The 23,790-nt window shown below is 59.3% G+C and carries 17 protein-coding genes; 4 read left to right on the top strand and 13 right to left on the bottom strand.

What is annotated here, in order from left to right; genetic code table 11:
- Positions 1–62: 62 nt before the first annotated feature.
- From HZZ01_RS06125 to HZZ01_RS06150, 6 genes are all read right to left on the bottom strand, one after another.
- Positions 63–860, bottom strand: a complete 798-nt coding sequence (locus HZZ01_RS06125) for a glucose 1-dehydrogenase (RefSeq protein ID WP_179895927.1) — start codon at positions 858–860, stop codon at positions 63–65.
- 11 nt (positions 861–871) lie between these two features.
- Positions 872–1,939: an ABC transporter permease gene (locus tag HZZ01_RS06130; RefSeq protein ID WP_179895928.1), complete on the bottom strand. Its 1,068-nt coding sequence runs from the start codon at positions 1,937–1,939 to the stop codon at positions 872–874.
- 164 nt (positions 1,940–2,103) lie between these two features.
- Positions 2,104–3,636, bottom strand: coding sequence for a sugar ABC transporter ATP-binding protein (locus HZZ01_RS06135; RefSeq protein WP_179895929.1), 1,533 nt, complete (start codon positions 3,634–3,636; stop codon positions 2,104–2,106).
- 10 nt (positions 3,637–3,646) lie between these two features.
- Positions 3,647–4,258, bottom strand: a complete 612-nt coding sequence (locus tag HZZ01_RS06140; protein ID WP_179895930.1) for a DUF2291 family protein — start codon at positions 4,256–4,258, stop codon at positions 3,647–3,649.
- A 45-nt stretch (positions 4,259–4,303) separates the two neighbouring features.
- The gene (locus HZZ01_RS06145; protein WP_179895931.1) at positions 4,304–5,239 is read right to left on the bottom strand and encodes a D-ribose ABC transporter substrate-binding protein; all 936 of its coding nucleotides are present in this window, start codon (positions 5,237–5,239) and stop codon (positions 4,304–4,306) included.
- A gap of 55 nt (positions 5,240–5,294) precedes the next feature.
- Positions 5,295–6,092 (bottom strand): GolD/DthD family dehydrogenase, encoded by a 798-nt coding sequence (locus HZZ01_RS06150; RefSeq protein WP_179895932.1) that lies wholly within the window; start codon positions 6,090–6,092, stop codon positions 5,295–5,297.
- Positions 6,093–6,443: 351 nt separating this feature from the next.
- On the opposite strand from HZZ01_RS06150, the gene HZZ01_RS06155 reads away from it, so the two are divergent.
- Positions 6,444–7,256 (top strand): DeoR/GlpR family DNA-binding transcription regulator, encoded by an 813-nt coding sequence (locus HZZ01_RS06155; protein WP_179895933.1) that lies wholly within the window; start codon positions 6,444–6,446, stop codon positions 7,254–7,256.
- 190 nt (positions 7,257–7,446) lie between these two features.
- Here HZZ01_RS06155 and cobA read toward each other — a convergent pair whose 3' ends face one another.
- The 7 genes from cobA to HZZ01_RS06190 all read right to left on the bottom strand — a co-directional run bounded on the left by cobA (position 7,447) and on the right by HZZ01_RS06190 (position 19,389).
- Positions 7,447–8,286 carry a uroporphyrinogen-III C-methyltransferase gene (gene cobA, locus HZZ01_RS06160; protein WP_179897077.1) on the bottom strand — a complete coding sequence of 280 codons (840 nt, stop codon included), beginning with the start codon at positions 8,284–8,286 and terminating at the stop codon, positions 7,447–7,449.
- Positions 8,286–10,904 carry a nitrate reductase gene (locus tag HZZ01_RS06165; RefSeq protein ID WP_179895934.1) on the bottom strand — a complete coding sequence of 873 codons (2,619 nt, stop codon included), beginning with the start codon at positions 10,902–10,904 and terminating at the stop codon, positions 8,286–8,288. Before HZZ01_RS06165 ends, cobA begins: the two co-directional genes overlap by 1 nt.
- Positions 10,901–14,965: a nitrite reductase large subunit NirB gene (gene nirB, locus HZZ01_RS06170; RefSeq protein ID WP_179895935.1), complete on the bottom strand. Its 4,065-nt coding sequence runs from the start codon at positions 14,963–14,965 to the stop codon at positions 10,901–10,903. The genes HZZ01_RS06165 and nirB overlap by 4 nt, the downstream gene beginning before the upstream one ends.
- Before the next feature lie 10 nt (positions 14,966–14,975).
- Entirely contained in the window at positions 14,976–15,767 is a 792-nt protein-coding gene (locus HZZ01_RS06175; RefSeq protein ID WP_179895936.1) for an ABC transporter ATP-binding protein, read from the bottom strand.
- A 10-nt stretch (positions 15,768–15,777) separates the two neighbouring features.
- Positions 15,778–16,650, bottom strand: coding sequence for a nitrate ABC transporter permease (ntrB, locus tag HZZ01_RS06180; RefSeq protein WP_179895937.1), 873 nt, complete (start codon positions 16,648–16,650; stop codon positions 15,778–15,780).
- An 11-nt stretch (positions 16,651–16,661) separates the two neighbouring features.
- Entirely contained in the window at positions 16,662–17,912 is a 1,251-nt protein-coding gene (locus HZZ01_RS06185; protein ID WP_179897079.1) for a CmpA/NrtA family ABC transporter substrate-binding protein, read from the bottom strand.
- Positions 17,913–18,174: 262 nt separating this feature from the next.
- Positions 18,175–19,389, bottom strand: coding sequence for a nitrate regulatory protein (locus HZZ01_RS06190; protein ID WP_179895938.1), 1,215 nt, complete (start codon positions 19,387–19,389; stop codon positions 18,175–18,177).
- Between the two features lie 488 nt (positions 19,390–19,877).
- On the opposite strand from HZZ01_RS06190, the gene HZZ01_RS06195 reads away from it, so the two are divergent.
- The 3 genes from HZZ01_RS06195 to tssM all read left to right on the top strand — a co-directional run bounded on the left by HZZ01_RS06195 (position 19,878) and on the right by tssM (position 23,786).
- Positions 19,878–20,369: an SH3 domain-containing protein gene (locus tag HZZ01_RS06195; RefSeq protein WP_179895939.1), complete on the top strand. Its 492-nt coding sequence runs from the start codon at positions 19,878–19,880 to the stop codon at positions 20,367–20,369.
- Positions 20,370–20,454: 85 nt separating this feature from the next.
- Positions 20,455–21,672 carry a type IVB secretion system protein IcmH/DotU gene (icmH, locus tag HZZ01_RS06200; RefSeq protein WP_179895940.1) on the top strand — a complete coding sequence of 406 codons (1,218 nt, stop codon included), beginning with the start codon at positions 20,455–20,457 and terminating at the stop codon, positions 21,670–21,672.
- Positions 21,672–23,786: a type VI secretion system membrane subunit TssM gene (tssM, locus tag HZZ01_RS06205; RefSeq protein ID WP_179897081.1), complete on the top strand. Its 2,115-nt coding sequence runs from the start codon at positions 21,672–21,674 to the stop codon at positions 23,784–23,786. Before icmH ends, tssM begins: the two co-directional genes overlap by 1 nt.
- The last annotated feature ends 4 nt before the right edge of the window (positions 23,787–23,790 follow it).

The raw sequence follows: 23,790 nt of genomic DNA on the forward strand, positions 1-23,790 counted from the left end.
AGAAAAATCCGGGCCAGAAAAAGGCCTGCTATAACAGCAGGCCCGACGCAAAAAGGCTTCTGTCAGGAGAAGATCAACCCGCCATCCACATTGATGGTCTGCCCGGTGATGTAGCGCGCATCGTCTGAGGCCAGAAACGCCACAAGTCCGGCGACATCCTCCGGCCGACCCGCACGCTTCAGTGGAATGTTTTGCACCCACTCTGCCATCAGCTCACCTTTGCCGTAGGTTTTCTCCTCGTTACTGAGGATCTCACCCCAGACGCGATCGTTGTAATCCCACATCTCACTTTCGATGATGCCGGGACAGAAAGCGTTGACCGTGATGTTCCACGGTGCCAGCTCCAGCGCCAGACTCTGCGTAATGCCAATCACGCCCATTTTGCTGGCGGCATAGTGCGGCGTGTAGATAAAGCCCTGCCGTCCCTGCCCCGATGACGTGTTGATCAGGCTGCCGCTGTGCTGCTTCACCATATATTTTGCCGCTTCACGGCAGCAGAGCCAGACGCCGGTCGTATTAACCGCCAGAATCCGCTCAAAGTCGCTCTTCGACATCGTGTCAAAACGGTCGATGGTGATCACACCCGCATTCTGTATCGAGACGTCAATCTGACCAAAGCGCTCAAAAGCCTGCTGATAGAGCTGCTGCACTGCGGCTTCATCCGTGACATCGACCTGCAGCGCCAGGATCTCACTGCCGTACTGCTGCTGCAGCTGGTCGGCCGTCGTGAAGACCCGGTCAGCATTCGACACCATCACCAGTCTGGCGCCGTCGCGTGCGAAGCGCGCCGCAATCCCGGCACCAATGCCCCGACAGGCACCGGTAATCACCACTGTTTTTCCACGTTGTTCGCGGCTCATAATTGCTCCTGTTAACTGTGACGAACATCAGTGAGAGGTGCTGCCTGCTGCTTTTTTTCATGGCGACGCAGCAGCACCACTTTGCTTTGCAGACGTTGCTGGAACTGGTCGATCACCACCGCAGTGACAATCACCAGCCCTTTAATGACCATCTGCCAGAAATCGCTGACCCCCATCATCACCATGCCATCCGCCAGGAAGACGATAACGAAAGCGCCAATAATCGAGCCAGAAACGCGTCCACGTCCGCCTGCCAGCGCCGTGCCGCCCAGCACCGTGGCACCAATGGCGTCCATCTCAAACATGTTGCCGGTCATCGGATGTGCAGTCTGTAACTGCGAGGCGACCACCAGCCCGACCAGACCGGCGCAAAGGCCAGAAAAGGCGTAGACGAAGATTTTCACTTTGATAATCGGCACGCCCGCCAGACGCGCGGCGGACTCATTGCCGCCAATGGCATAGATATAACGTCCCAGCGGGGTTTTGCGCGTCAGGTAGAGGCCGAGCAGTAAAAAGCAGAGCATCAGCCAGATAGGCAGATAAACGCCCAGCACGGTGCCCGAGCCAAGCAGGGCAAAACCGGTGTTGCCGAGCGCGGGCACACCCACCAGGTTAGCGTAGGTGCCGCCGTCGTTGAACAGCAGCGCCGCACCGCGCGCCACATACATCATCCCCAGGGTGCAGATAAAGGGGGCCACGCCGAGTCGGGTGATCACCGTGCCATTAATCAGCCCCACCAGTACGCCAAAAATGGCCACCACCAGAATCACTTCGGGGACGTTGAGAAATAGCGTATTGCCGCCCCACAACGGGATGCCATTGGTCAGCAGCGCGCCCGCGACCATGCCGCAAATTCCGGCGACCGCGCCTACCGAAAGATCGATTCCGCCGGTGAGGATCACCAGCGTCATACCAATCGCCAGCAGCCCGGTAATCGCCACGTGCTGCGTCATGATCAGCAGGTTAGAGGGCGTCAGAAAGTTCGGCACCATCACGCTGAAAAAGCCAACCACAATCAGCAACGCAATAAAGGTGCGCGCCTTGAGCAGATACATATAGAGCAGATATTTTTGGTTCATGACATTCTCCGGCCAGCTTAGCGCCTGGACCAGCAGGCGTAATTGTTGCAGGCAATCCGGACATGGACAGCGCGGAACAACCCGGCGTACATGCAGTACGTGAGGATGGCGAGCACTGCCCAGGGTTCAGACTGACAAATAAAGTAGCCCAGGGGGCCAGACGCTTAATCCTGTGGGGTTGATGCCGCGATCAGGTGTTCTCGCGTCGCCGCTGCACGCGGCAGATCGGCCGTAATCCGGCCATCGGCCATCACTAAAATGCGGTCCGCCAGCGCCATGACCTCATCCAGTTCGGAGGAGGAGAACATCACTGCCAGCCCCTGCTGCGCCAGATTACCAATCAGGTGATAGACGTCGGTTTTAGCCCCCACGTCGATACCGCGTGTTGGCTCATCCAGCAACACGACCTGTGGTCCGGTCATCAGCGCTTTACCCAGCACCACCTTCTGCTGATTACCGCCGCTCAGCGCCGTCACCGGCAGATCGGGATCGCTGACTTTGATTGCCAGATGGCCAATCATCTCATTCACCCGCTGCCGTTCCCGGCCCGGATTCAGCAGCCCCAGCGCACGACGAAAACCGCGCAGACTGAAGTCAGAGAGCGTCATATTGGCCGTCACTGACATCAGTTCAATCACCCCTTCACCTTTGCGATCTTCAGGCACCAGCGCGATGCCACTTTTCAGCCGCTGCTGGAAGCTGCGTTTCGCCAGATCCTTACCGGCCAGCCGTACGCGGCCAGATTGACAGGGCATCAGGCCAATCAGTCCCTTAAACAGCTCGGTGCGTCCGGCACCCAGCAGCCCATAAATGCCGATCACTTCGCCTTTACGCAGGGTAAAACTGACCTCATTGAGCTTGTAACCCCCGTTCTGATGCAGCGCGGTCAGGCCCTCAACCTCCAGCACCGTTTCCCCTTGTGACGCAGGCTGATAGTCGAACTGTTTTTTCTTATCGCCCACCATCTGGGCGATAATCCACGGCACGCTGGCGTCGCGCACTTCGCGTTCACTGATAAAACGGCCATCGCGAAAAATGGTGATGTGATCACCAATCTCCATCAGCTCTTCCAGCCGGTGAGAGATGTAGATGATGGTGACGCCTCGCCGCTTCAGCTGATCAATGACACTGAACAGCACTTTGACTTCCGACTGGCTCAGGGCGCTGGTCGGCTCATCCATGATCAACACCCGTGTATCTTTCGACAGCGCACGGGCGATCTCCACCAGTTGCTGATGACCAATCCCCAGCTCGCCCAGCGGGGCATAGGGATCGACATCCAGCTGCAGACGATCCAGCAGCGACTTCGCCAGCGCATACTGATACTTTTCGTTGATCACACCGCGCTGGAAAAACTCGTTAGCGATAAAAATGTTGTCCATCACGTTCATATTGGGAAAGAGATTCAGCTCCTGAAAAATGATACTGATCCCCTGCTTCTCCGCCTGATGCGTGGAGTTCAGCGACACCACCTTGCCATCCAGCAGAATCTCGCCCGACGACGGTGTTTCCACCCCCGCCAGCATCTTCATCATGGTGGATTTACCGGCACCGTTCTCCCCGATCAGGACATTAACCTTGTTGCGGTAAACCCGATAACTGACCTGATCGAGCGCGGTCACACCGGGATAGAGACGCGAAACGTTGCGCGTTTCAATAATGATGTCGCCGGACGCTTGCGGTTGAGGATTTTGCATCTGCCGCTCCTTATTGCCGGGTAATGGCGGCCGCGGTGATATCCGGCAGCTGTTGCGGAATATCCCAGCTGCTGAACACGCCGCTGACCCTCACTTTGTCACCCACCTTCGGCGCGAACTGCTTCATCAGCGTGGCGGCGTGCTGGTTAATCGCTTTGCCGTAATCACCAAACATCACCTGATCATTGAAGTCCTGATAGCTCGCCCCTTTGTAAGCATCCCGCAGCGCGGTGCCGCGAATAATTGGCCCGACCTGGATTGTGACACTGTCACTTGATTCATCCTTTACGGTCATCTTTCCGCTGCGTGATGTGGTATTCACGGCGGTCACCTCGCCGCGAACAGAGACGCTGAAGACACAGGGATTCTCAGCCTGACTGCGATAACCGTACGTCTGACAGGCGCTGTCAAAGTCTTTGGCAGACTGCAGCGACTTCATTAATGTCGCCAGCGGTTTAGCTTCTGCCTGGACCTGCGGCACCAGCTTCTGCTGCCACACCTGGTCGAGGTTCGCCATCTTCGGATTAGGGGGGTTTTTAAGGGCAGCCAGCTCCTGCTGCGACACGATTTTGCAGCCACCTGACAGCATGACCACCAGCATCAGCCAGACTCTTCGGGACATCTTCTTCTCCCTGGCGCCCGCTTGCGCAGGCGCGAAAGCGGTTAATTACGACTTGTAGTTAAAGTCCTGTACGCCTTTGGCGTTTTCCGGGGTAATCAGAATGCCGCGGAACATCACGCGCTGTTTTGCCGGTTTGACGCCTTTCTGGATGAAGTTATCGAGATCGGTTACCCCTTCGGCGGCAATGGCCTGCGCCTGCAGCATCACCGTAGCTTTCAGCGTGCCCGCTTTCACCGCATCGCGTTCGTCGTTGCTGCCATCAATGCCCACCACAATCACATCGTTGCGACCCGCCGCCTTCAGCGCTGCAATCGCGCCCAGCGCGACCGGGCCGTTACCGCAGATCACCCCTTTCACATCAGGATGCGCCTGCAGGATGCTGTCCATAATGCGCTTACCGTCGATCAGAGTGCCTTTGGCATCCTGACGCGCCACGCTCTGCATATCGGGATATTGATCCAGCACCTGATGGAACGATTTAGAGCGGGTCACGCAGTTGTTGTCGGCCAGATTACAGGCGAGCTCGGCGTATTTGCCCTTTTCGCCCATCTTCTCGACAAAGACGTTGGCGACGTCTGAACCCGCCTGGAAGTTATTGTGGGTAATCTGCGCCAGCGCCACGTCATCCACCGGGATTTCGCGGTTGATCAGCACCACCGGGATCCCGGCATCTTTGGCTTTTTTTATCGCCGCCACGCTGGCGGTCGAGTCGGCGTTATCCAGCACGATACCCTGCACTTTCTTACCGATTGCGGCATCAATCAGTTCGCTCTGCTTCTTCACATCTTCGCCGTGCGACAGTACCGTGGTTTTGTAACCCAGTTCCTGTGCTTTGAGATTGGCGCCTTTGGCTTCGGAGGCGTAGTAGGGATTATCGAGCGAGTTAACCAGAATCATAATGGTGCCCTTCTCGGCGGCAAATGCCGCCTGCGAAACCAGACAGGCAGCCACGGCAGTACACAGCAGGGTACGGTTTTTCATGATGTTCTCTCTTATCGTTATGGCAGGGTATGAAGTCCCGGGTGTTGGGCTGGCCTTACCAGATGGTGAAGCCACCATCGATCATTAAATCTGCGCCGGTGATCATGTCGCTGCCGTTGCTGGCGAAGAACAGCACGGCGGCGGCGATCTCATCGGTATAGGCAAAGCGGCCCAGCGGTATCAGTTTTTTCATCTGCTCACCCTTCTCGCCACGCCAGGCTTTCTCGCCCATCGGCGTCAGCACCACGGTGGGCGACAGGGTATTTACGTTGATGCGATGCGGGGCAAACTCTTTGGCCATGACTTTGGTCATGCCCAGCAGACCCGCTTTGGCAGAGGTATAGGCGACATGGTTGTCGATAGCGATGGACGCCGCCTGTGAGGCGATATTAATAATCTTGCCGCCCGCTCCGGCACAAATCATCAGCTTTGCAGCCGCCTGCGAGCAAAGGAAAGGTCCGGTGAGATTCACCGCAATCTGCTTCTGCCACTCGGCAAAATCGGTTTCAATCACGGGTTGCAGCATCACGTAGCCCGCGCAGTTCACCAGGATATCGATGCGGCCATAGTGGGAAACCACTGCGTCAAACGCCTCTTCCACCGACGCGGGATCGGTGACGTCACAGCAGACAAACTGCACCCGATCGGCCGCGAAGTCTGCCTGAAGGCTGGCGACCTTGTCCGCTTCAAACGGCGGATAGAGCAGTGCCAGACGCGCGCCCTTCTCCAGCAACATGCCATTGGTTGCCATGGCGATGCCGCCCAGTCCACCGGTCACCACGGCCACTTTATCGGCCAGACTCATTGCCGTATCCACGCCGTAGCGCAGGTTTACGTCATATTCACCACTCATCCCACTCTCCCCCTGAATTTTTGCTGCTACGAATGATTCACTCATTTTCGAACAAAAATATAAGCTATCGAAAAGAAACGATGTGTGGGGCAGATCAAATTTCGACCATCTGCCGCCTTAAGCGGCTTATCTGATTGAAAAGACGTGATCTGGCTTCCAGACCCTAAATAAAGCCGCTCTGCTGTTACAGGGAAAGCCTGATAGATTCAATAACCTGCGGATTATTTATTTTCGTTCGAAAACCAAAGGCATAACAGCCCATCTCGCATTCATAAAAATGGCGCGTTAAACTCAGCCACAAAGACCTTGTTTGGCCGACCTCTCAGGTTATTGGAAAAGGGAGCATTTCGATTGAAAAGCAAAAGTGAGCAGTTCGCTGACATGCAGCAACGCCGCGAAAAAATTCTGGAGATGATCCGTGAGGATGGCACGGTCACAGTCAAAGCGCTGACAGAGACTTTTGGACTGACCGAAGCCACATTACGCAGCGACCTGCGCATGCTGCAAAAACAGGGTTTTGTACAGCGCTACCACGGTGGTGCGACGCTGATGACGGGGAAGCAGAATACCGGCGCAATGCTGCTGGAGCGGCAGACCCATCTGGAAGAGAAAGAGGCAATTGGCCGGCTGGCGGCGCAGCATATCGAAAATGGCGACACGGTGATTTTCGATTCCGGCACCACGACCACCGCGATTACCGATGCCATCAGCCATATCCGACGTCTGTCAGTGGTGACCACGGCCGTCAATATCGCCCTGAAACTGGGCGGCGAACCGGGGATCAACATCCTGCTGACCGGCGGCACCTTTAAATTTCCGACACTTTCTACCTCTGGCGAGAAAGCGGCCGGCTTTTTCGAAAATGTGCTGGCCGAAAAACTCTTCCTGGCGACCGCCTGCATCTCGCCGCGTCTGGGTCTGAGTTTCCCCAGCGAAACTGACATCAAAGTAAAACTGGCGATGATCAAATCCGCCAGCACGGTTTACGTGGTGGCGGACTCCAGCAAAATCGACAAGGTTTCCATGTTCGCGCTGCCCTGTGACTGGAGCAACATCCACTACCTGATCACCGACAGCGGCATCAGCCCTGCGCAGGTCAACGCCTTTGAAGCCTTAGGCGTGAAAGTGCTGGTGGCCCCGCTGCCGCTGAAGCGGGCGATGTAATGCCCATCGCAACACCATCGCTTCAGCTACACGCCGTCATCAGACAGCCACAGGATTAAAGTAAACTGCCGGGCCTGCTCCTGCAAAAGCCGCACCATTACCAACCGTGCAGGAATGGCCTGCCTGAAGAGCAACGTGTGCGAGCCAGGGATGGCGAGCCCAATTCGCAGGATGCGAGGTTCCTTTGCGCTCAGGCAGACCTTTCCTGCACGGCGCACCGGCTCACCGGTTTCCCACTCCGCACCTGCAAATCCGCCCGATAAAACCGCACCACCTCACCCACCACCAGCAGCGACGGCGACACCGGCTGATCCCGCGCGACCGTCTCCGCCAGCCCGCCCAGTGTGGTAATCAACACCCGCTGATCCGGTCGGGTGCCCTTCTCAATAATCGCCACCGGCGTCTCCGGATCGCGCCCCTGCGCCTGCAACTGCGCACTAATGGACGCACTCCAGCTCAACCCCATATAAAACACCAGCGTCTGATTCACCGCCGACAGCGCAGCCGCATCCAGCTGCGGCTCACCCCTCCGGCCATGCCCGGTAATCAACCGCAACGACTGTGCACAATCCCGATGCGTCAACGGAATCCCGCTGGCGGCCGCACAGCCTACCGCCGCCGTAATCCCCGGCACCACCTCACAGCGAATCCCGGCCGCCTGCAGGCTCACCATCTCCTCGCCACCGCGACCAAAAATAAACGGATCGCCTCCCTTCAGGCGGATCACATTGCGCCCGCTGCGTGCCAGATCCACCAGCAACTTATTAATCTGCGCCTGCTTCAGCCCATGCTGTCCAGGCTGCTTACCCACATCAATGCATAACGCACTCTCCGGCACCTCCGCCATCACCGCTTCACTTACCAGCCGGTCATACACCACCACCTCAGCCCGTTGCAGTAATCGCAATGCCTTCACCGTCAGCAACTCAACATCACCAGGGCCTGCACCCACCAGCCATACTGCACCCTGCGGCTTTGCCGGATCGACCGGAGCCAGTAACTTATCCAGAGAATCAATTGCTCGCGTCATCATTCCTCCACAACCACATCGGACAGCAACAACTGCTTCAGCTCCGGAATACAGGAGCCGCACTGCGTGCCGCATTTCAGCTTCTCACCCAACGCCTGAGTGCTCCGACACCCCTGCGCCATCGCCTGCAAAATCGTCTGCTCACCCACCGACATACAGCTACAGATAATCCGGCCCGCCGCGCTGTGCTGCGCCGCCTGACCCGCCAGCACACTATGCCGCCCGGCAGCCTCCTGCGGCGCATCCGTAAACGCCGCCGCGACAAACGCACTATCCAGCGACGGCAACGTGCTACCGGCATAAAACGCCACCTGCAACGCACCGTCACGCCAGGCCAGCAACCGGTAATCAGCGCCGCTACTGGTGGCGACCTGCACGTCACAGCCTGACAAATCAACCTGCCCGGTCAACCACGCTTGTGGCGATCCCACGCCTGCCAGCGCATACCGCTGCACCGCCGGAAAGGGCGCGCGCGACCAGTAACGCAATCCCGCGGGCTGGGTAATCCCACGCTGCCAGAGCCAGCCCTGCCAGCTCACTGCCAGCGGCAGAATCCTTACCGGCGTCTGCTTCAGCGCAGGCTGCCCCGAAAACGGACAGGCCCGGGCGGCGACCAGCATGCCGACATGACTCTGCTGACTGAACTGCCGGTTCCAGTGCATCGGCACAAACAGCTCGCCGCGCCGTATCCCCGAATCTATACGCACCCGGACGCTGATCCAGCCCATTACCGACTGCACCCGCGCCAGACTGCCCGCCGTCACGCCATACTGCGCGGCGTCAGCAGGATGCAGCGCCACAAAGGGCTCATCGCAATGCTGCATCAGACGCGGCACCAGCCCGGTGCGCGTCATGGTATGCCACTGATCCCGCACCCGACCGCTATTCATCAGCAGCGGATAAGCAGAATCTCGCCGCGCTAAGAGAGGCGTGGCCGGGACAAGCAGGCGGGCTTTACCGTCCGGATGAAAGAAGCGGCGATCGCCAAACAACCGGGCACAGCCCTGCGGAAAATGACTGTTCACTGGCCACTGAACCGGACGCAGTGCATCCCATTCGGCCTGGTTCAGCTGCGCCAGCCCACTGATATCAAACGCCCGCTCTCCCCGATTTTCAAAGCCCGACAGCGCCGCATGCTCGCGGAAAACCTCCGACGGATGTTGCCAGTTGAACCCCTCGCTGAACCCTAATCGCTGCGCCACCTGCGCCAGTAGCCACCAGTCAGGCCGGGCATCACCGGGCGCGGCAGCAAAGGCGCGCTGGCGCGAAATACGCCGCTCTGAATTCGTTACGGTGCCATTCTTCTCGCCCCATCCCTGAGCAGGCAGCAGAATATTGGCAAAGGCACTGGTATCGGTCTGCGCTATCACATCCGACACAATGACCAGCGGACAGGCCGCCAGCGCCTGCGCCACGCGGTTGCCCTCCGGCATCGACACCGCCGGATTGGTGCCCATAATCCACACGGCTTTCACCTCGCCCTCGGCAATGGCTCTGAAGAGATCGAGCGCGGTCAGCCCCGGCTGGCGGGCCATCGACGGGCTGCGCCAGAAACGCTGCACCCGATCGCAATCCGCTTCCGTAAAACCCATGTGCGCCGCCAGCTGATTCGCCAGACCACCCACCTCGCGACCGCCCATGGCATTCGGCTGTCCGGTCAGCGAAAAAGGCCCGCAGCCCGCGCGGCCAATTTTACCGGTCAGCAGATGCAGATTAAGCATCGCCTGGTTATTGTCGCTGCCTGTGGCGGACTGATTGATCCCCATGCACCACAGCGTCAGCACCCGATCGTGCTGGCTGAACAGCTGAAAAAAGTGCGTCACCTGCTGCTCAGTCAAATCACAGGACTCTGCTACGCGCGCCACATCCCACTGCGCAGCCGCAGCCAGCGTTTCATCCACGCCATTCAGATGCGGCAACATGCTGCTATCAAGGCTATCCTGCTGCGCCAGCCAGTGCAGCAGGCCGGAAAACAACGCCGCATCGCTGCCGGGACGCAGCGGCAGATGCAGATCGGCCTGATCGCAGCTCGCCGTGCGGCGCGGATCAATCACCACAATGCGCATCGCTGGCCGTTGCAGCTTCGCCTGCATCAGTCGCTGCCAGACCACCGGATGCGCCCAGGCGGCGTTAGAGCCCACCAGCAACACCAGATCGGCCTGCTCCAGATCCTCATAACAGCAGGGCACCGCATCGGCCCCCAGCGCCCGCTTGTAGCCAACCACCGCCGACGCCATGCAGAGCCGCGAATTGGTATCGATATTGGCAGCGCCGATGTAACCCTTCATCAGCTTATTGGCGACGTAGTAATCCTCAGTCAGCAGCTGCCCGGAGCCATAAAATGCCACGGCCTGCGGACCATATTGATCGATCACCGCACGCAATCCCGCCGCCGCCGCATCCAGCGCGTCGTCAAGGCTGACCTGCTGGCCGTTAACTTCGGCGGTCAGCAGACGCCCCTGCGGGGTCAGCGTCTCACCCAGCGCCGCACCCTTAACGCACAACCGGCCCGCATTGGCAGGATGCTGCGGATCGCCGACGACGATTGCCTGATGAGGTCCCTGCGGCGTGACGCAGACGCCACAGCCGACGCCGCAATAGGGACAGGTGCTGTTCATGATGCCTGCGCCAGCTGGTTAAGCGGACGGTTTGCCAGCCAGATCTGCCCCGCTTCCAGCTTCACCGGCCAGCAGCGCAGCTGATGCTGCGGGTTATCCAGGCTCTGCCCGTCACGCAGCCGTATCCGCTGCTTGTAGAGCGGAGAGATCACCACTGGCTCGCCGCCGACATCGCCCAGAATCCCGCGCGACAGCACGCTGGCGTCGCTGCCGGGTTCGCGATCTTCCAGCGCAAAGAGCGCATCACCAAAGCGAAACAGCGCAACACGCTCACTGCCGAGTCGCGCCCCGATCCCGGCCTCCGGCGGAATCGCGTCCAGGGCGCAGATCGCACTCCACGGCTCGGCGGGCAGCTGCAGCAGCGGACGCGCGGCCACAGACTCAGGCTGGCGCTGACCGCGTACCCGGCTGTAGTGCAGCGATTCATCAGGCTGGTCGCTGTTGACCGTCGGCGTAAACAGCGCAAGCCGCGACGGGTCCGCCAGGGTGGTCTGCCACTCACACTGGTATGCCTCCACCACCCGCTGCATCTCCTGCTCCAGCGTCGCACCCAGCCCGAGGCTATCCTCAATCACCACCTGCCGCAGGTAATCCAGACCGCCTTCCAGGTTGTCCATCCAGACGCTGGTACGCTGCAGGCGATCGGCGGTGCGGATATAGAACATCAGCAGGCGATCGACATAACGCAGCAGCGTAGCGTCATCGAGATCGCTGGCGAACAGGTCGGCGTGGCGCGGCTTCATGCCGCCATTGCCGCAGACGTAGAGGTTCCAGCCCTTTTCGGTGGCGATCACACCGATATCTTTGCTCTGCGCCTCCGCACATTCGCGGGTACAGCCCGAAACGGCCATCTTGATCTTATGCGGCGCGCGCAGCCCCTTGTAGCGATTCTCCAGCGCGATGGCGAAAGCGGTGGAATCCTGCACGCCGTAGCGACACCAGGTTGATCCCACACAGGATTTCACCGTGCGCAGTGACTTGCCGTAGGCATGACCGGTTTCGAAACCGGCAGCGAGCAGCGTCTGCCAGATATCGGGTAGTTGATCGAGCCGCGCGCCAAACAGATCGATACGCTGACCGCCGGTGATTTTGGTGTAGAGATCGTAACGCGCGGCCACCTCGCCAATGGCGATCAGCCCCTGCGGCGTGATTTCACCCGCCGGGACGCGCGGCACGACCGAATAGGTGCCATCTTTCTGGATGTTGGCAAAGTAGCGGTCGTTGGTGTCCTGCAGCGGCAGATGCGCCGGTTTCAGCAAATAATCATTCCAGCAGGAGGCGAGCAGTGACGCCACCAGCGGCTTGCAGATCTCGCAGCCCTGCCCCCGTCCGTGCGCTGCCAGCAGCGCCTCAAAAGTCCTGAACTCGCCAGCCCGGACCAGGTGATACAGCTCCTGCCGCGAATAACTGAAGTGGTCGCAGACATCTTTTTTCACCTCAACGCCGAGATTTTCCAGCTGAAACTCCATCACCTGCTTCACCAGCGCCGCGCAGCCGCCGCAGCCGGTCGCCGCTTTGGTGCAGCTCTTAATGCTGCTCATCTCACTGCATCCGCCTTTCACCGCCTCACAGATATCACCCTTGCTGACGTTGTGGCAGGAACAGACCTGGGCGCTGTCCGGCAATGCCGCGACGCCCGGTGCTTTCGGCGCACCCGCCAGCGCAGGCAGGATCAGGCTTTCGGGCGCAGCAGGCAGCGGCAGGTCGTTGAGCATCATCTGCAGCAGCGTGGCGTAATCATTGCTGTCGCCGACCAGCACGCCGCCCAGCAGCCGGGTGCCCTCCGCAGAGACCACGATTTTCTTGTAGATGCCTTTTGGCCCGTCGGTCCAGTGATAGTGCTGGCTGCCCGGCGTGCGGCCATGCGCGTCACCAAAGGAGGCGACCTCCACGCCCAGCAGTTTCAGTTTGGTGCTCATGTCCGCGCCGCTGAAGGCGGCGGGTTCAGCCGCCAGATGGCCGGCCAGTACCCGCGCCATCTGATACCCCGGTGCGACCAGACCAAAGATCTGGCCGTTCCACAGTGCGCATTCCCCAATGGCAAACACGTCGTCATCGCTGGTCTGACAGCGATCGTTAATTTCGATGCCGCCACGCGGTCCCAGCGTCAGGCCCGCCTCACGCGCCAGCTCATCGCGCGGCCGGATACCGGCAGAGAACAGCACCAGATCGCCGGGTAAACGGCTGCCGTCAGCAAAACACAGCATTACGCTGCCATCGGGCTGACGTTCGATTCGTTCGGTCTGTTTTGAGGTGTGAACTGTCACGCCCAGCGCGTCGATCTTCTGACGCAGCATCAGCGCCCCGCCCTCATCGAGCTGCACCGCCATCAGACGCGGCGCGAACTCCACCACATGCGTCTCCAGTCCAAGCTGCCGCAGCGCATTCGCCGCCTCCAGACCCAGCAGACCGCCGCCAATGACGATGCCGCGCTGACTAAGGCGGGCGCAGGCGGAAACGGCATCGAGATCATCCAGTGTGCGATAGACAAAGCAGCGTTCGCCGTCGTGGCCCGGCACTGGCGGGACAAAAGCGCGTGAGCCGGTCGCCAGCACCAGCTTATCCCACGCCAGCTCATTGCCCGCGTTGTCACGCAGGCTGCGCTGCTGGCGGTCGATCGACACGACACGACAGCCGCTGCGCAGTTCGATACCGTGCAGCGCAAAGAAGTCCGCGCCGACCATCGACAGATCGTCAGCCGTTTTGCCGTTGAAATAGTCCGACAGATGCACCCGATCGTAAGCCTGCTGGCGCTCCTCACCGTAAACCACAATGTGATAGTGCTGATGCATTTCGCGGGCAACCAGCTGTTCAAGAAAGTGGTGACTGACCATGCCGTGACCAATCACGGCTAATACCGGTTTACTCATCTCAGGACTCTCTGCAGCCTGTGGCTGCGGTTCAGGTTGATCGTGATCGAACAGGGCATCAAGCGTGACAGGTTCAGCGCGCTGCAGGCGTTCCAGCAGTGCAGCGCCCTGCCGGGTGTCACCAGAGAGCAGCACGCCACAGAGGCGGCCCTGACGGAGAAAAAGGCGGCGGTAATCGCAGGAGAGGGGATCAAAACTGCTGATGGACGGTGCCTCACTGACATCACCGGCACTGAACAGCGAAATGCCGCTGACCTTAAGGCGCGTCGCCAGCGGCTGGCTGATAAAATCCGCCAGTGGCGATCCAGCCAGTTGCGCCGCCAGAATCTGAGCCTGCGCCAGGCAGGGCGCGACCAGACCAAAGGTTTCGCCCGCGATTTCACAGCACTCACCCACCGCGTAAACATCGGGAATGACGCTGCGCAGCTGACCATCCACCAGAATGCCGCGCTGACATGGCAGCCCTGCGGCCTGCGCCAGCGCTACCTCCGGCTGCACCCCGATGGCGATTACCACCTGCGCAGCGGTGCAGTGACGCCCGCAAATCAGCACTACGCCCTCCTCATCAATCGCCGTGAGTCCGCTGTTCAGTTCACAGCGGATGCCGCGCTGTGCCAATGCCGTCAGCAATAGCTCGCCCGCTTTTGCATCCAGCTGGCGATCCAGCAGCCAGGGTTTGTGGTGGACCAGCGTGACTTCACGGCCACGGGCGCGGAGTGCTGCTGCCGCTTCAATGCCGAGAAACCCCCCGCCCAGTATCACCACCGGGCCCTGGCCCGCCAGCAGTCGCCGGACATCAGCGATGCTGCGAAAGCCCAGTACGCTTTCCGCATCGATACCAGGAATTGCGGGCAGACGGGGTTGTGAACCGGTGGCAAACACCAGCCGATCCCAGCCGAGCTGGCGCCGATCGGTCTGCACCGTCCGCGCAGCCAGATCGACCTGCAGTACGGTTTCGCCAGTCAGCAGCGTGACGCCGTGCCGCTGATACCAGTCGCGATCGTGGATCAGGGTGTCACTGAAGGACTTTTCACCCGCCAGCACCGGCGACAGCAGCACGCGGTTGTAGTTGCCGTGGGGCTCGCAGCCAATGACCGTGATGGCGTAACGCAGCGGTGCACGTTGCAGCAGGCTCTCTACCATCTGCATCCCCGCCATGCCATTGCCTATCACCAGCAACCGTTGCCTCATGGTCTGCTCCTTATGCCGCCGTGGTCTGTTTTTCATAGAGAAAATGCAGCACTTTCTGGCGCAGCTGGTGGTAGCGCGGCTCATCTGCCAGCGCGACCCGCGAGCGCGGACGCGGCAGATCGACCGTGAGGATTTCGCCGACCTGCGCTGCCGGGCCGTTGGTCATCATCAGCACCCGGTCGGACAGCAGCACCGCTTCATCCACGTCATGGGTGATCAGGACAATGGTGGTATTCAGCTCCTGCTGAATGCGCATTACGCTGTCCTGCAGGTGGGCGCGGGTTAACGCATCCAGCGCGCCAAACGGCTCATCCAGCAGCAGCACACGCGGCTTCATCGCCAGGGCACGCGCAATGCCGACGCGCTGCTTCATGCCACCAGAGATTTCGCCAGGCCGCTTGTGCATGGCGTGGCTCATCTGCACCCGATTAAGGTTGTGCTCGATCCAGTCGCGCATTTCCGCTTTGCTGAAACGTCCTTTAAATACCTGCTGAACCGCCAGTTCGACGTTCTGAAATGCCGTCAGCCACGGCAGCAGTGAATGGTTCTGAAACACCACCGCGCGCTCCGGGCCCGGTCCGGTAATCTCACGGTTATCACACAGCAGCACGCCGCTGCTGGGACGGGTTAATCCGGCAATCAGGTTCAGCAGCGTCGATTTGCCGCAGCCGGAATGGCCAATCAGGCTCAGGGTTTCCCCTTCGTGGATATCAAAGCTGACGCTGTCCAGTGCCAGGAACTCGCCGCTGGCAGTGTTGAAACGCTGGCTCACCTGCTGAACGCGAATAATGTGTTGCTGCATGATGTTCTCCTTATTTTTCCCAGCTGAAACGACGCACCAGCAGCATCAGGCCCTGCTCCAGCAGCAGCCCGACCACACCGATAATCAGAATGGCGATCAGAATGTTTGCCACATTGAGGTTGTTCCACTCATTCCAGATCCAGAAGCCGATCCCCAGCCCGCCGGTCAGCATTTCGGCGGCAACAATCACCAGCCACGCGATGCCGATAGAGAGACGTACCCCGGTGAGCACCGCAGGCAGCACGGCGGGCAGCAGAATCCGGCGCATCACCGTCCATTCGGAGAGCTGTAACACCCGCGCGACGTTGAGGTAATCCTGTGGAATGCGCTGCACTCCTTCGGCGGTGTTGATGATCATCGGCCAGATGGAACAGATAAAAATGGTCCAGCTGGCGGCCGGCTCGGCGCGCTGAAACAGCAACAGTCCAATCGGCAGCCAGGCCAGTGGGCTGACCGGGCGCAGCAGGGCAATAATCGGATTGAACATCCGCGTCATAAAGGTGAAGCGCCCCAGCAGAAAACCCGCCGGAATGCCCACCAGCGCGGCGAGGCCAAAGCCGATGGCGACGCGCTGCAGCGAGGCCATCACATTCCAGCCGATGCCCTGATCGTTGGGGCCATTGCTGTAGAACGGGTCAGCGAACAGAATCTGTGCGGCCTGCCAGGTCGCGTAAGGCGAAGGAAACGAGGGTTCGGACAAGGCGGCGATCTGCCACACCAGCAACATCAACAGCAGGCCACCCGCAGCCGGAATGCAGCGCTGCAAGAACGGACGCAGCCGTGCCGGACGAACGGCGGCTTTCGGGGTGACCTGTAACGGAATCACGGTGGCACTGCCGGGGGTTTGCTCTGGCTGAGCCAGCGCGCGCGCGTCAGTTCTCATAACAACCTCTCTTAGCGTTTGATAGCGAAACTGGCGGCGTAGGCGGCAGGATTGCTGCCATCCCAGACTTTGCCGTCGATCAGGGTACTGCTGCGCATCTCGCTGGCGGGCAGTGCAATCTGCCCGACTGCGCTGGCGGCCTGTTTATAGATATCAATGCGATTGATCTGGCGGGCCACGGCGAGGTAATCGGGATCGCTGGCGAGCAGCCCCCAGCGTTTCATCTGCGTCAGGAACCACATGCCATCTGAGAGCCAGGGAAAACTGACGTTGCCGTTGTCGAAGAAGCGCATCGGATGCGCGTCCTGCCATGACTGCCCCAGCCCGTTCTGATACTGACCGAGCATTCGCCCCTGTAGCGTCTCCACTCTGGTATTGATCCAGGCGCGCCCGGCTAACACCTGCGCGGTTTCACGGCGGTTAACGTCTGAGGCGTCTATCCAGCGCGCGGCCTCCAGCACGGCGGCGGTCAGCGCGCGGGCTGTGTTGGGATTGTCTTTCACCCACTGCGCGCGGGTACCGAGCACTTTTTCCGGATGTTCTGGCCAGATCTGCTGGCTGGTGGCGGCGGTAAAGCCGATGTTGTCGCTGATGGCGCGCTGGTTCCAGGGCTCACCGACGCAGAAGCCGCTCATGTTGCCAATCTTCATGTTCATCACCATCTGCGGCGGCGGCACGACCACGGTGCGCACATCGTTAAACGGATGAATGCCGGCATTGGCCAGCCAGTAATAGAGCCACATAGCGTGCGTACTGGTGGGAAAGGTATGCGCGAAAGTCAGGCTGCCTTTGGGGCTGCCATCAACGGTTTTTTTCAGGCTGGCCGCATCGGTGACGCCACTGGCTTTCAGCTGGTTCGACAGGGTGATCGCCTGGCCGTTGTGGTTGAGCGTCATCAGGTTCGCCATGTCGTGCTGCGGTCCCGCCACGCCCAGCTGCAGCGCGTAGATCATGCCGTAGAGCACATGCGCCGCATCCAGTTCGCCGGAGGTCAGCTTGTCACGCACTGCTGCCCAGCTCGCCTCTTTGCTGACCGCAAGCGTCAGACCGTACTTCTTATCGAAGCCTTTTACCGACGCCATGACCACGGGCGCACAGTCGGTAAGCGGAATAAAGCCCACCCGTACCTGCGCCATTTCTGGCGCATCAGAACCTGCGGCCCAGACTGCATTTCGTAATCCCGGAACGATCCAGGCCGCACCCAGCGCAGCACCGGAGATCAGCGCCTGACGTCGTGTCAGTGAAAATGGCGTTTTGCTCATCATGTTGCCCCTGAACAGAAATAAAAAAAGGCGTCCTCCGACAAGCCGAAGCCTGCGGATGGACGCCTTTATCCAAAGCACTGACCCCACCGCCATTGGCGGGAGCAATGCGTACTCTCTGTAGGGTTAAAGCAAAGGGTGTGCCAGATCGCCGACACCGCGCGAATGCTGGATGGCAACATTGTAATGGTTAAAATTTAAACAAATTTGCACGTTTTTGACGCAGATCACGCACAAAGTCTGTGCAGCTACCTCATCCGGGTTAGCTGCTCAGCGTTTTCGCCACCGCCAGCACCGCCTGCGCGATTTCCAGTACCCGCTTATTCTGATTCATCGCGCTTTTGCGCAGCGCCTGCCAGGCGGCTTCTTCGCTGAACCCCTGCTGCTGCATCAGCCAGTGCTTGGCCTGATCAACCACCCGCCGCTCGTCGAGTGAGGCCCGCATTGACGCCAGTTCATCCGCCTGCTGTTGCAGACGCTGTGACTGCTCACCAATCAGTGACAGTACCGAACGCCCGAGCTGCGGGGCCAGGCCGTCACTGTTGAGTGCAGCGGCGCCGGGCAGCCAGTCAGCCCCGGAGACGTAGAGCGAGAAGTTGCTGTCGCCCTGGATGACCGGGCGTGCGGCATGCCGCTGCGCCTGATCTATCGCCTCACGGCAGCGCTGCATCAGCGTGGCCGTGAGGGCATCCTCCAGCGTTTTCATCTGGTCCAGCCGCTCAGAGAGCAGGGAAAACCAGTGCAGCGCGCCGGTCTCATCATACCGTCCGCCAGTGCAGGCGATGCGCCGCAGACGTTCGATGTCCCGACCGGGCTGAGCCAGCGGCCGCCAGCATTCACAGGCGGCGCTGTCAGCAAACTCCCGGAAGGTGGTAAAGCTCTGCTCCTGGGCCGCGATCAGGGCCACCATCTGGCTGCGCTGGTCAGATGTGAACTGCCCCGCCGCAAAGCCAGCGGAGCCGATAGCCCGCTCCTGACCAGCCAGTTCTTTGCCCTGCATAAAGCTGAACAGGGCGATAAGCGCGCGGGAAATGCCGGGATAGCTGGCGGTGTCGGCCGCCTCAAACACCAGATTGAGTAAGGTACGGATCACCTGATTGAAGGCGGCCATCGCCGCAGCCTGATCCAACTCACGCTGGCTGATTTGCTGACGCAGTGCGGGCAGCCCCGCCAGCGACTGCAGAGTGGCAGCAATCAGGTTACAGAAGCGGCTATAGCCAGGCTGTGCCACGGCGGGCGGGAGCGCCTGATAAAAGTGCTTCAGGCCCTCACAGACCTCCTGCTGTCGGGCGAGACGCTCAGCACTGAACAGTGCGCCGCCCGAGCAGATCCAGAGGTTGTTTGCACCACGTTCACGCTGCAGCCGATGAACCAGTTCACTGATGGCAGCCATCAGCTCGCCCGTCTTAAGCAGCCGTTGCAGGCTGGCAATATCGCTGTCACGCGATGCCTGTAGCCAGGTCAGGGCATCACTCATTGCTCACCTCCGTGGAGTTAAAACTTTTTAGTAGCAAAAGGCGTGCCGCTTTCCGGAAAAATGAGGGTCAGAACCCGGCGTAAATTCTGAATTTTGATAAGATTCTTAACGCAAACTGATAATTTTTTCTGGCAACAAGTTATAAGGAAATCTTAATAGTTTCCAATCGGATTCATTGCATGGCAGAATGCGCGGCACTGTTCTCAATCAGTTTGTCTCTGCGATAATTCAGTTCGCTTTAACTATCACATTCGCTGGCGCTTTTCTGACACCGAAACCCGCCCGTAAAGCGCCCGCTATCACGCATTGGCAGCAGGTGCAATGGTTTGAATTCTCAAAAGTCTTAGGTAGACTGAATACGTTACTATCCTGATGTAAACTGACCTTTTTTTGAAAAACAGAATTTCGGCACGATGCAGCGCGACAAACCGCGCCTCCAGGCATCGGGCCCGGCAACATGCAGATACTTTGATGAGATCACGAGGAACATGGTGAAAAAGAGTCTTGCGTTAACACTGCTGGCGGTTCTTACCCTGGCAGGCTGTAAGGCCCCGCCGCCGCCCGTCACTGACGATACGCTGGTCACCAGCGAAATTAACGGCGTCAAACTGGTCCATCGACACGCTGTCGCGGCACCGACAGAATTTGAGCCGGTCAATCAGACCTGGCGCGCGCTCTATGGCGCCTCCGTCATGACCTCGCCTGACTACGGCGGCAAAGTGGTTCGCTATCTCGAAACGGGTAAACCGTTTGAAGTATTAGGTAATGTGGAACACAGCTGGCTGGCGATTGCTGATCAGGCTGACGGCCCACTGATCGGTTATGTGCCGTTGAAAGCGGGTGTGGCGAGCGATCGTTACGATGCGACGGTGCAGAGCGACCGTCCCCGTCCCCGCAAAACCAAACAGGTCTGCGTGGCCGTCGGCGGTGCCAGCAAAGCCTGTCGGACTAACGATACCGCGACCTGGATCTTAGACTGAATATGAAATCCGGCGCATATTGCCCGCAGCACCGTCCCGGGCTGCGGGTACAGGGATTAGCCATTGGCTGGAAGATCACTAATTAATGACTGTGGAATCCCCTGCGCGTGAGGCGACCCCCTCAGGCAATGAGAATCTATTACTTCAGGCTGCGGCGCCACTGCTGAACGCGGTGGTGCAAATTCGTCAGGCAGCCACCCACGATGACCCTGCGGGTCTGCGCCAGTCTCTTATTGATGAAATTCGCCAGTTTGAACAACGCTGTAAACAGGCAGGGCTGCCGTTTGAGATGATTATCGGGGCGCGTTACTGCATCTGCAGCGCACTGGATGAAGCGGCAGCGCAAACCCCCTGGGGCACGCGCGGAGTCTGGTCTGGTAACGGCATGCTGGTCACCTTCCACAATGAAAGCTGGGGCGGCGAAAAATTCTTTCAGCTGCTGTCGCGCATTTCACAAAGCCCGCAACAGCACCTCTGGCTACTGGAGGTGGTGCAATACTGCCTGCTGCTGGGTTATGAAGGCCGCTATCGCGGCAGTGAAAACGGCCGCGCCCAGTGCGACGGTATCCGTAAACGCCTGAAAACTCTGATTGACGAAACGCGCGCTCAGCGCCAGACACCACAACCTCCACTGGTGGAGGTGCATCCGCTGGTGAGCACCCTCGCCCGCCCGATGGTGCCGCTCTGGGCCTGTGCCATGCTGGTCGCGTTGATCGGCTGCCTGATCTACAGCAGCCTGAACTGGCGGCTTGGCAATGCTGCCGAACCGCTGCTGCGCGCCCTCTATCAGACGCCGCTGCCGCAGATTACTGCGGGCCGCCGCCCCTCTTCGCCGCAGGCGCTGCTCGATCTCCGTCAGCGCCTGAATGATGTCATCGCCGCCGGACAACTCGAAGTCAGCGATGGCGCCTTTGGCAGTAAAGTGATTATTCCGGCGGACAAACTGTTTGCTGAGCAAGGCACAGTGATCAATCCGGTGGGCCGCGCGCTGCTGGCTCGCGTCTCAACTGCCATGAAAGATGTTAAAGGCACTATTCTGGTTTCGGTGTTCACCGACGATCACCCGGTGGATAACAGCCGCTTTGCCTCCAGCTATGAGTTCTCCTTTGCCCGCGCCCGCGCGATCACCCAGCTGTTACAGATTCAGCTGAATGGTGGTCACACGGTTCGCTCTGAAGGCCGTGGCGACAGCGACCCGCTGCTGCCCAACGACAGCAGCGAAAACCGGACCCGCAACCGCCGCATAGAAATCACGCTGTTTGCCGCACCTGAAACGCTCAGTAATCATCAAGGAGCACAATGATGCGCGCCTCCCTTCGTCTGCTGCTAACGCACCGCCTGCTGTGGAGTTTTATCGGCGTTACGGCGCTGAGCTGTCTGGTCTGGATGCTGGGCCCGTTCTGGTCATGGGGCGAGTCACGTCCGCTGGAACCGGTTCTGCCTCGCCAGCTCACCGTCAGCGCCCTCTATTTTCTCTGGATTCTGTTCCAGCTGATCCCGTCTCTTTATCGTGCCTGGTTTAACAGCCGCTTACTGACCCAGCTCGAGCTGGCGGGCAGCGAGGATTCAGCGGAACGTCAGGTGACCGAAGAACGGCTCAACCAGCGCTTCAGCGAAGCCGCAATGCAGCTGAAACGCACACAGTTTGGTCGTCGTCACAACGGCAGTCTGTTGTCACGCTTTAACGCCAATTACCTCTATCAACTGCCATGGTATCTGGTGATGGGTGCGCCCGGGGCCGGTAAAACTACCGCGCTGTTTAATGCGGGCCTTGAGTTTCCTCTGACCGATACGCTGGGCAAACAGGCCATTCGTGGCGTCGGCGGCACCCGTAACTGCGACTGGTGGTTCACTGACAGCGCGGTGCTGATCGATACAGCCGGGCGTTATGCGCTGCAGGAAAGCCAGCGTGTGCGCGATGCTGGTGAGTGGCACAGCTTTATTAATCTGCTGAAACGCTATCGCACCCGCCAGCCGATTAACGGCGTGATCATGACGATCAGCGTCGCTGATCTGCTGAGTGATTCGGCCGAGGCGCGTTTCGCTCAGGCCAGCGCGCTCCGTGAGCGTATGGCGGAACTGCATCAGCAAACCGGCATTCACTTTCCGGTCTATGTGATGGTGACTAAAACCGATCTGCTGAAAGGCTTTATGAGCTACTTCGGCTCCATGGATAAAGCACGGCGTGATGCCATCTGGGGCTTCACCTTTAACTGGGATTTGGGCAAGCCGCACAAAGACGACTGGCACCACCATTTTGGCCAGCAATTTGAGCGGCTGGAAGAGGATCTCCAGCAGCACCTGGCCGCACAGATGACCCAGGAACGCGACCTGAACGAACGCGCGGAATGTTTCCTCTTCCCGCAGGAGTTCGCCTCGCTGCGCCCGTTGCTGAACGAATATCTGGATATCGTCTTTTCCGATCATCAGGATGCGGTCGCCTGGAGCCCGCGCGGCCTGTTTTTCACCAGTGGTACTCAGGAAGGTCTGCCGTTTGATCGCGTGATGGGTGAACTGAGCCGCAAACTGCAGTTACGTCAGGCGGGCGATCACTCGATCGCGGCCTGGGACAGCGTTAACCGCAATAGTCCGATTCCCGGCAACAAAGGCCAGAGCTTCTTTATTCGCGACCTGCTCAGCGACCTGATCTTCAAAGAGAGCGGTCTGGCGGGCAGTAATCGCCGCTGGGAGTACCGTAATCAGCTGTTCCACTGGATTGGCTATGGTGTGCTGGCCGGTGCGCTGCTGATCGCCTCCAGCCTGTGGGGACTGAGCTACTACCAGAATCAACATTATCTGCAACAGGTTGCTGCGCGGGTACCCGCGATTCGTGAGCAAAGTCTGCAGGTGATTCATCAGCCTGCTGATAATATTTTTGATCTGCTACCCTTTCTGAATAACCTTGTGAAGCTGCCGCTCTCGGAACGTTTTTCTCTCGATAATCCGCCGCTTACTATGCGGGCTGGCTTATACCGCGGCAGCCAGGTCAGCGATGCCGCCTGGGTGCTTTATCAAAATGCGCTTAAGTCTTTGTTGCTGCCGCGCGTGGCGCAGCAGATCACCAACATTCTGCGCAACGATCCGGGTAATGATAACGCCTACAGCCGCAATGCGCTGCGTGCCTATCAGATGCTCTATCAACCGCGTAATTATGACGGCGAGTTTTTACGGGCCTGGCTGCTGCAAAATTTACAGCGCTCACTGCCTGATACGGTCAGTGCCCGCGATTTGCAGCAGCTTGACTGGCACCTGAGCCAGTTGCTGGATCAGCAGATTCAGTCGTCGCCTTATGCACGGGATAATGCACTGATGATGCGCAAGCTGGCGGATAATCTGAACATTGCGGGCGAGGCGAGTGGCGTACTGGCGGTAACGCCTGTGCATCCGGCCCCGCGGTCAAACTCACATAGCGAGTAATGGT

The sequence above is a fragment of the Pantoea sp. WMus005 genome (assembly GCF_013415305.1).
Classification (GTDB): domain Bacteria; phylum Pseudomonadota; class Gammaproteobacteria; order Enterobacterales; family Enterobacteriaceae; genus Pantoea; species Pantoea rara.

What these genes read in the sequence shown, in the direction of transcription:
- HZZ01_RS06125 (WP_179895927.1), bottom strand. Translation starts at nt 860, where the DNA reads ATGAGCCGCGAACAACGTGGAAAAACAGTGGTGATTACCGGTGCCTGT.
- HZZ01_RS06130 (WP_179895928.1), bottom strand. Translation starts at nt 1,939, where the DNA reads ATGAACCAAAAATATCTGCTCTATATGTATCTGCTCAAGGCGCGCACC.
- HZZ01_RS06135 (WP_179895929.1), bottom strand. Translation starts at nt 3,636, where the DNA reads ATGCAAAATCCTCAACCGCAAGCGTCCGGCGACATCATTATTGAAACG.
- HZZ01_RS06140 (WP_179895930.1), bottom strand. Translation starts at nt 4,258, where the DNA reads ATGTCCCGAAGAGTCTGGCTGATGCTGGTGGTCATGCTGTCAGGTGGC.
- HZZ01_RS06145 (WP_179895931.1), bottom strand. Translation starts at nt 5,239, where the DNA reads ATGAAAAACCGTACCCTGCTGTGTACTGCCGTGGCTGCCTGTCTGGTT.
- HZZ01_RS06150 (WP_179895932.1), bottom strand. Translation starts at nt 6,092, where the DNA reads ATGAGTGGTGAATATGACGTAAACCTGCGCTACGGCGTGGATACGGCA.
- cobA (WP_179897077.1), bottom strand. Translation starts at nt 8,286, where the DNA reads ATGACGCGAGCAATTGATTCTCTGGATAAGTTACTGGCTCCGGTCGAT.
- HZZ01_RS06165 (WP_179895934.1), bottom strand. Translation starts at nt 10,904, where the DNA reads ATGAACAGCACCTGTCCCTATTGCGGCGTCGGCTGTGGCGTCTGCGTC.
- nirB (WP_179895935.1), bottom strand. Translation starts at nt 14,965, where the DNA reads ATGAGGCAACGGTTGCTGGTGATAGGCAATGGCATGGCGGGGATGCAG.
- HZZ01_RS06175 (WP_179895936.1), bottom strand. Translation starts at nt 15,767, where the DNA reads ATGCAGCAACACATTATTCGCGTTCAGCAGGTGAGCCAGCGTTTCAAC.
- ntrB (WP_179895937.1), bottom strand. Translation starts at nt 16,650, where the DNA reads ATGAGAACTGACGCGCGCGCGCTGGCTCAGCCAGAGCAAACCCCCGGC.
- HZZ01_RS06185 (WP_179897079.1), bottom strand. Translation starts at nt 17,912, where the DNA reads ATGAGCAAAACGCCATTTTCACTGACACGACGTCAGGCGCTGATCTCC.
- HZZ01_RS06190 (WP_179895938.1), bottom strand. Translation starts at nt 19,389, where the DNA reads ATGAGTGATGCCCTGACCTGGCTACAGGCATCGCGTGACAGCGATATT.
- HZZ01_RS06195 (WP_179895939.1), top strand. Translation starts at nt 19,878, where the DNA reads ATGGTGAAAAAGAGTCTTGCGTTAACACTGCTGGCGGTTCTTACCCTG.
- icmH (WP_179895940.1), top strand. Translation starts at nt 20,455, where the DNA reads ATGACTGTGGAATCCCCTGCGCGTGAGGCGACCCCCTCAGGCAATGAG.
- tssM (WP_179897081.1), top strand. Translation starts at nt 21,672, where the DNA reads ATGCGCGCCTCCCTTCGTCTGCTGCTAACGCACCGCCTGCTGTGGAGT.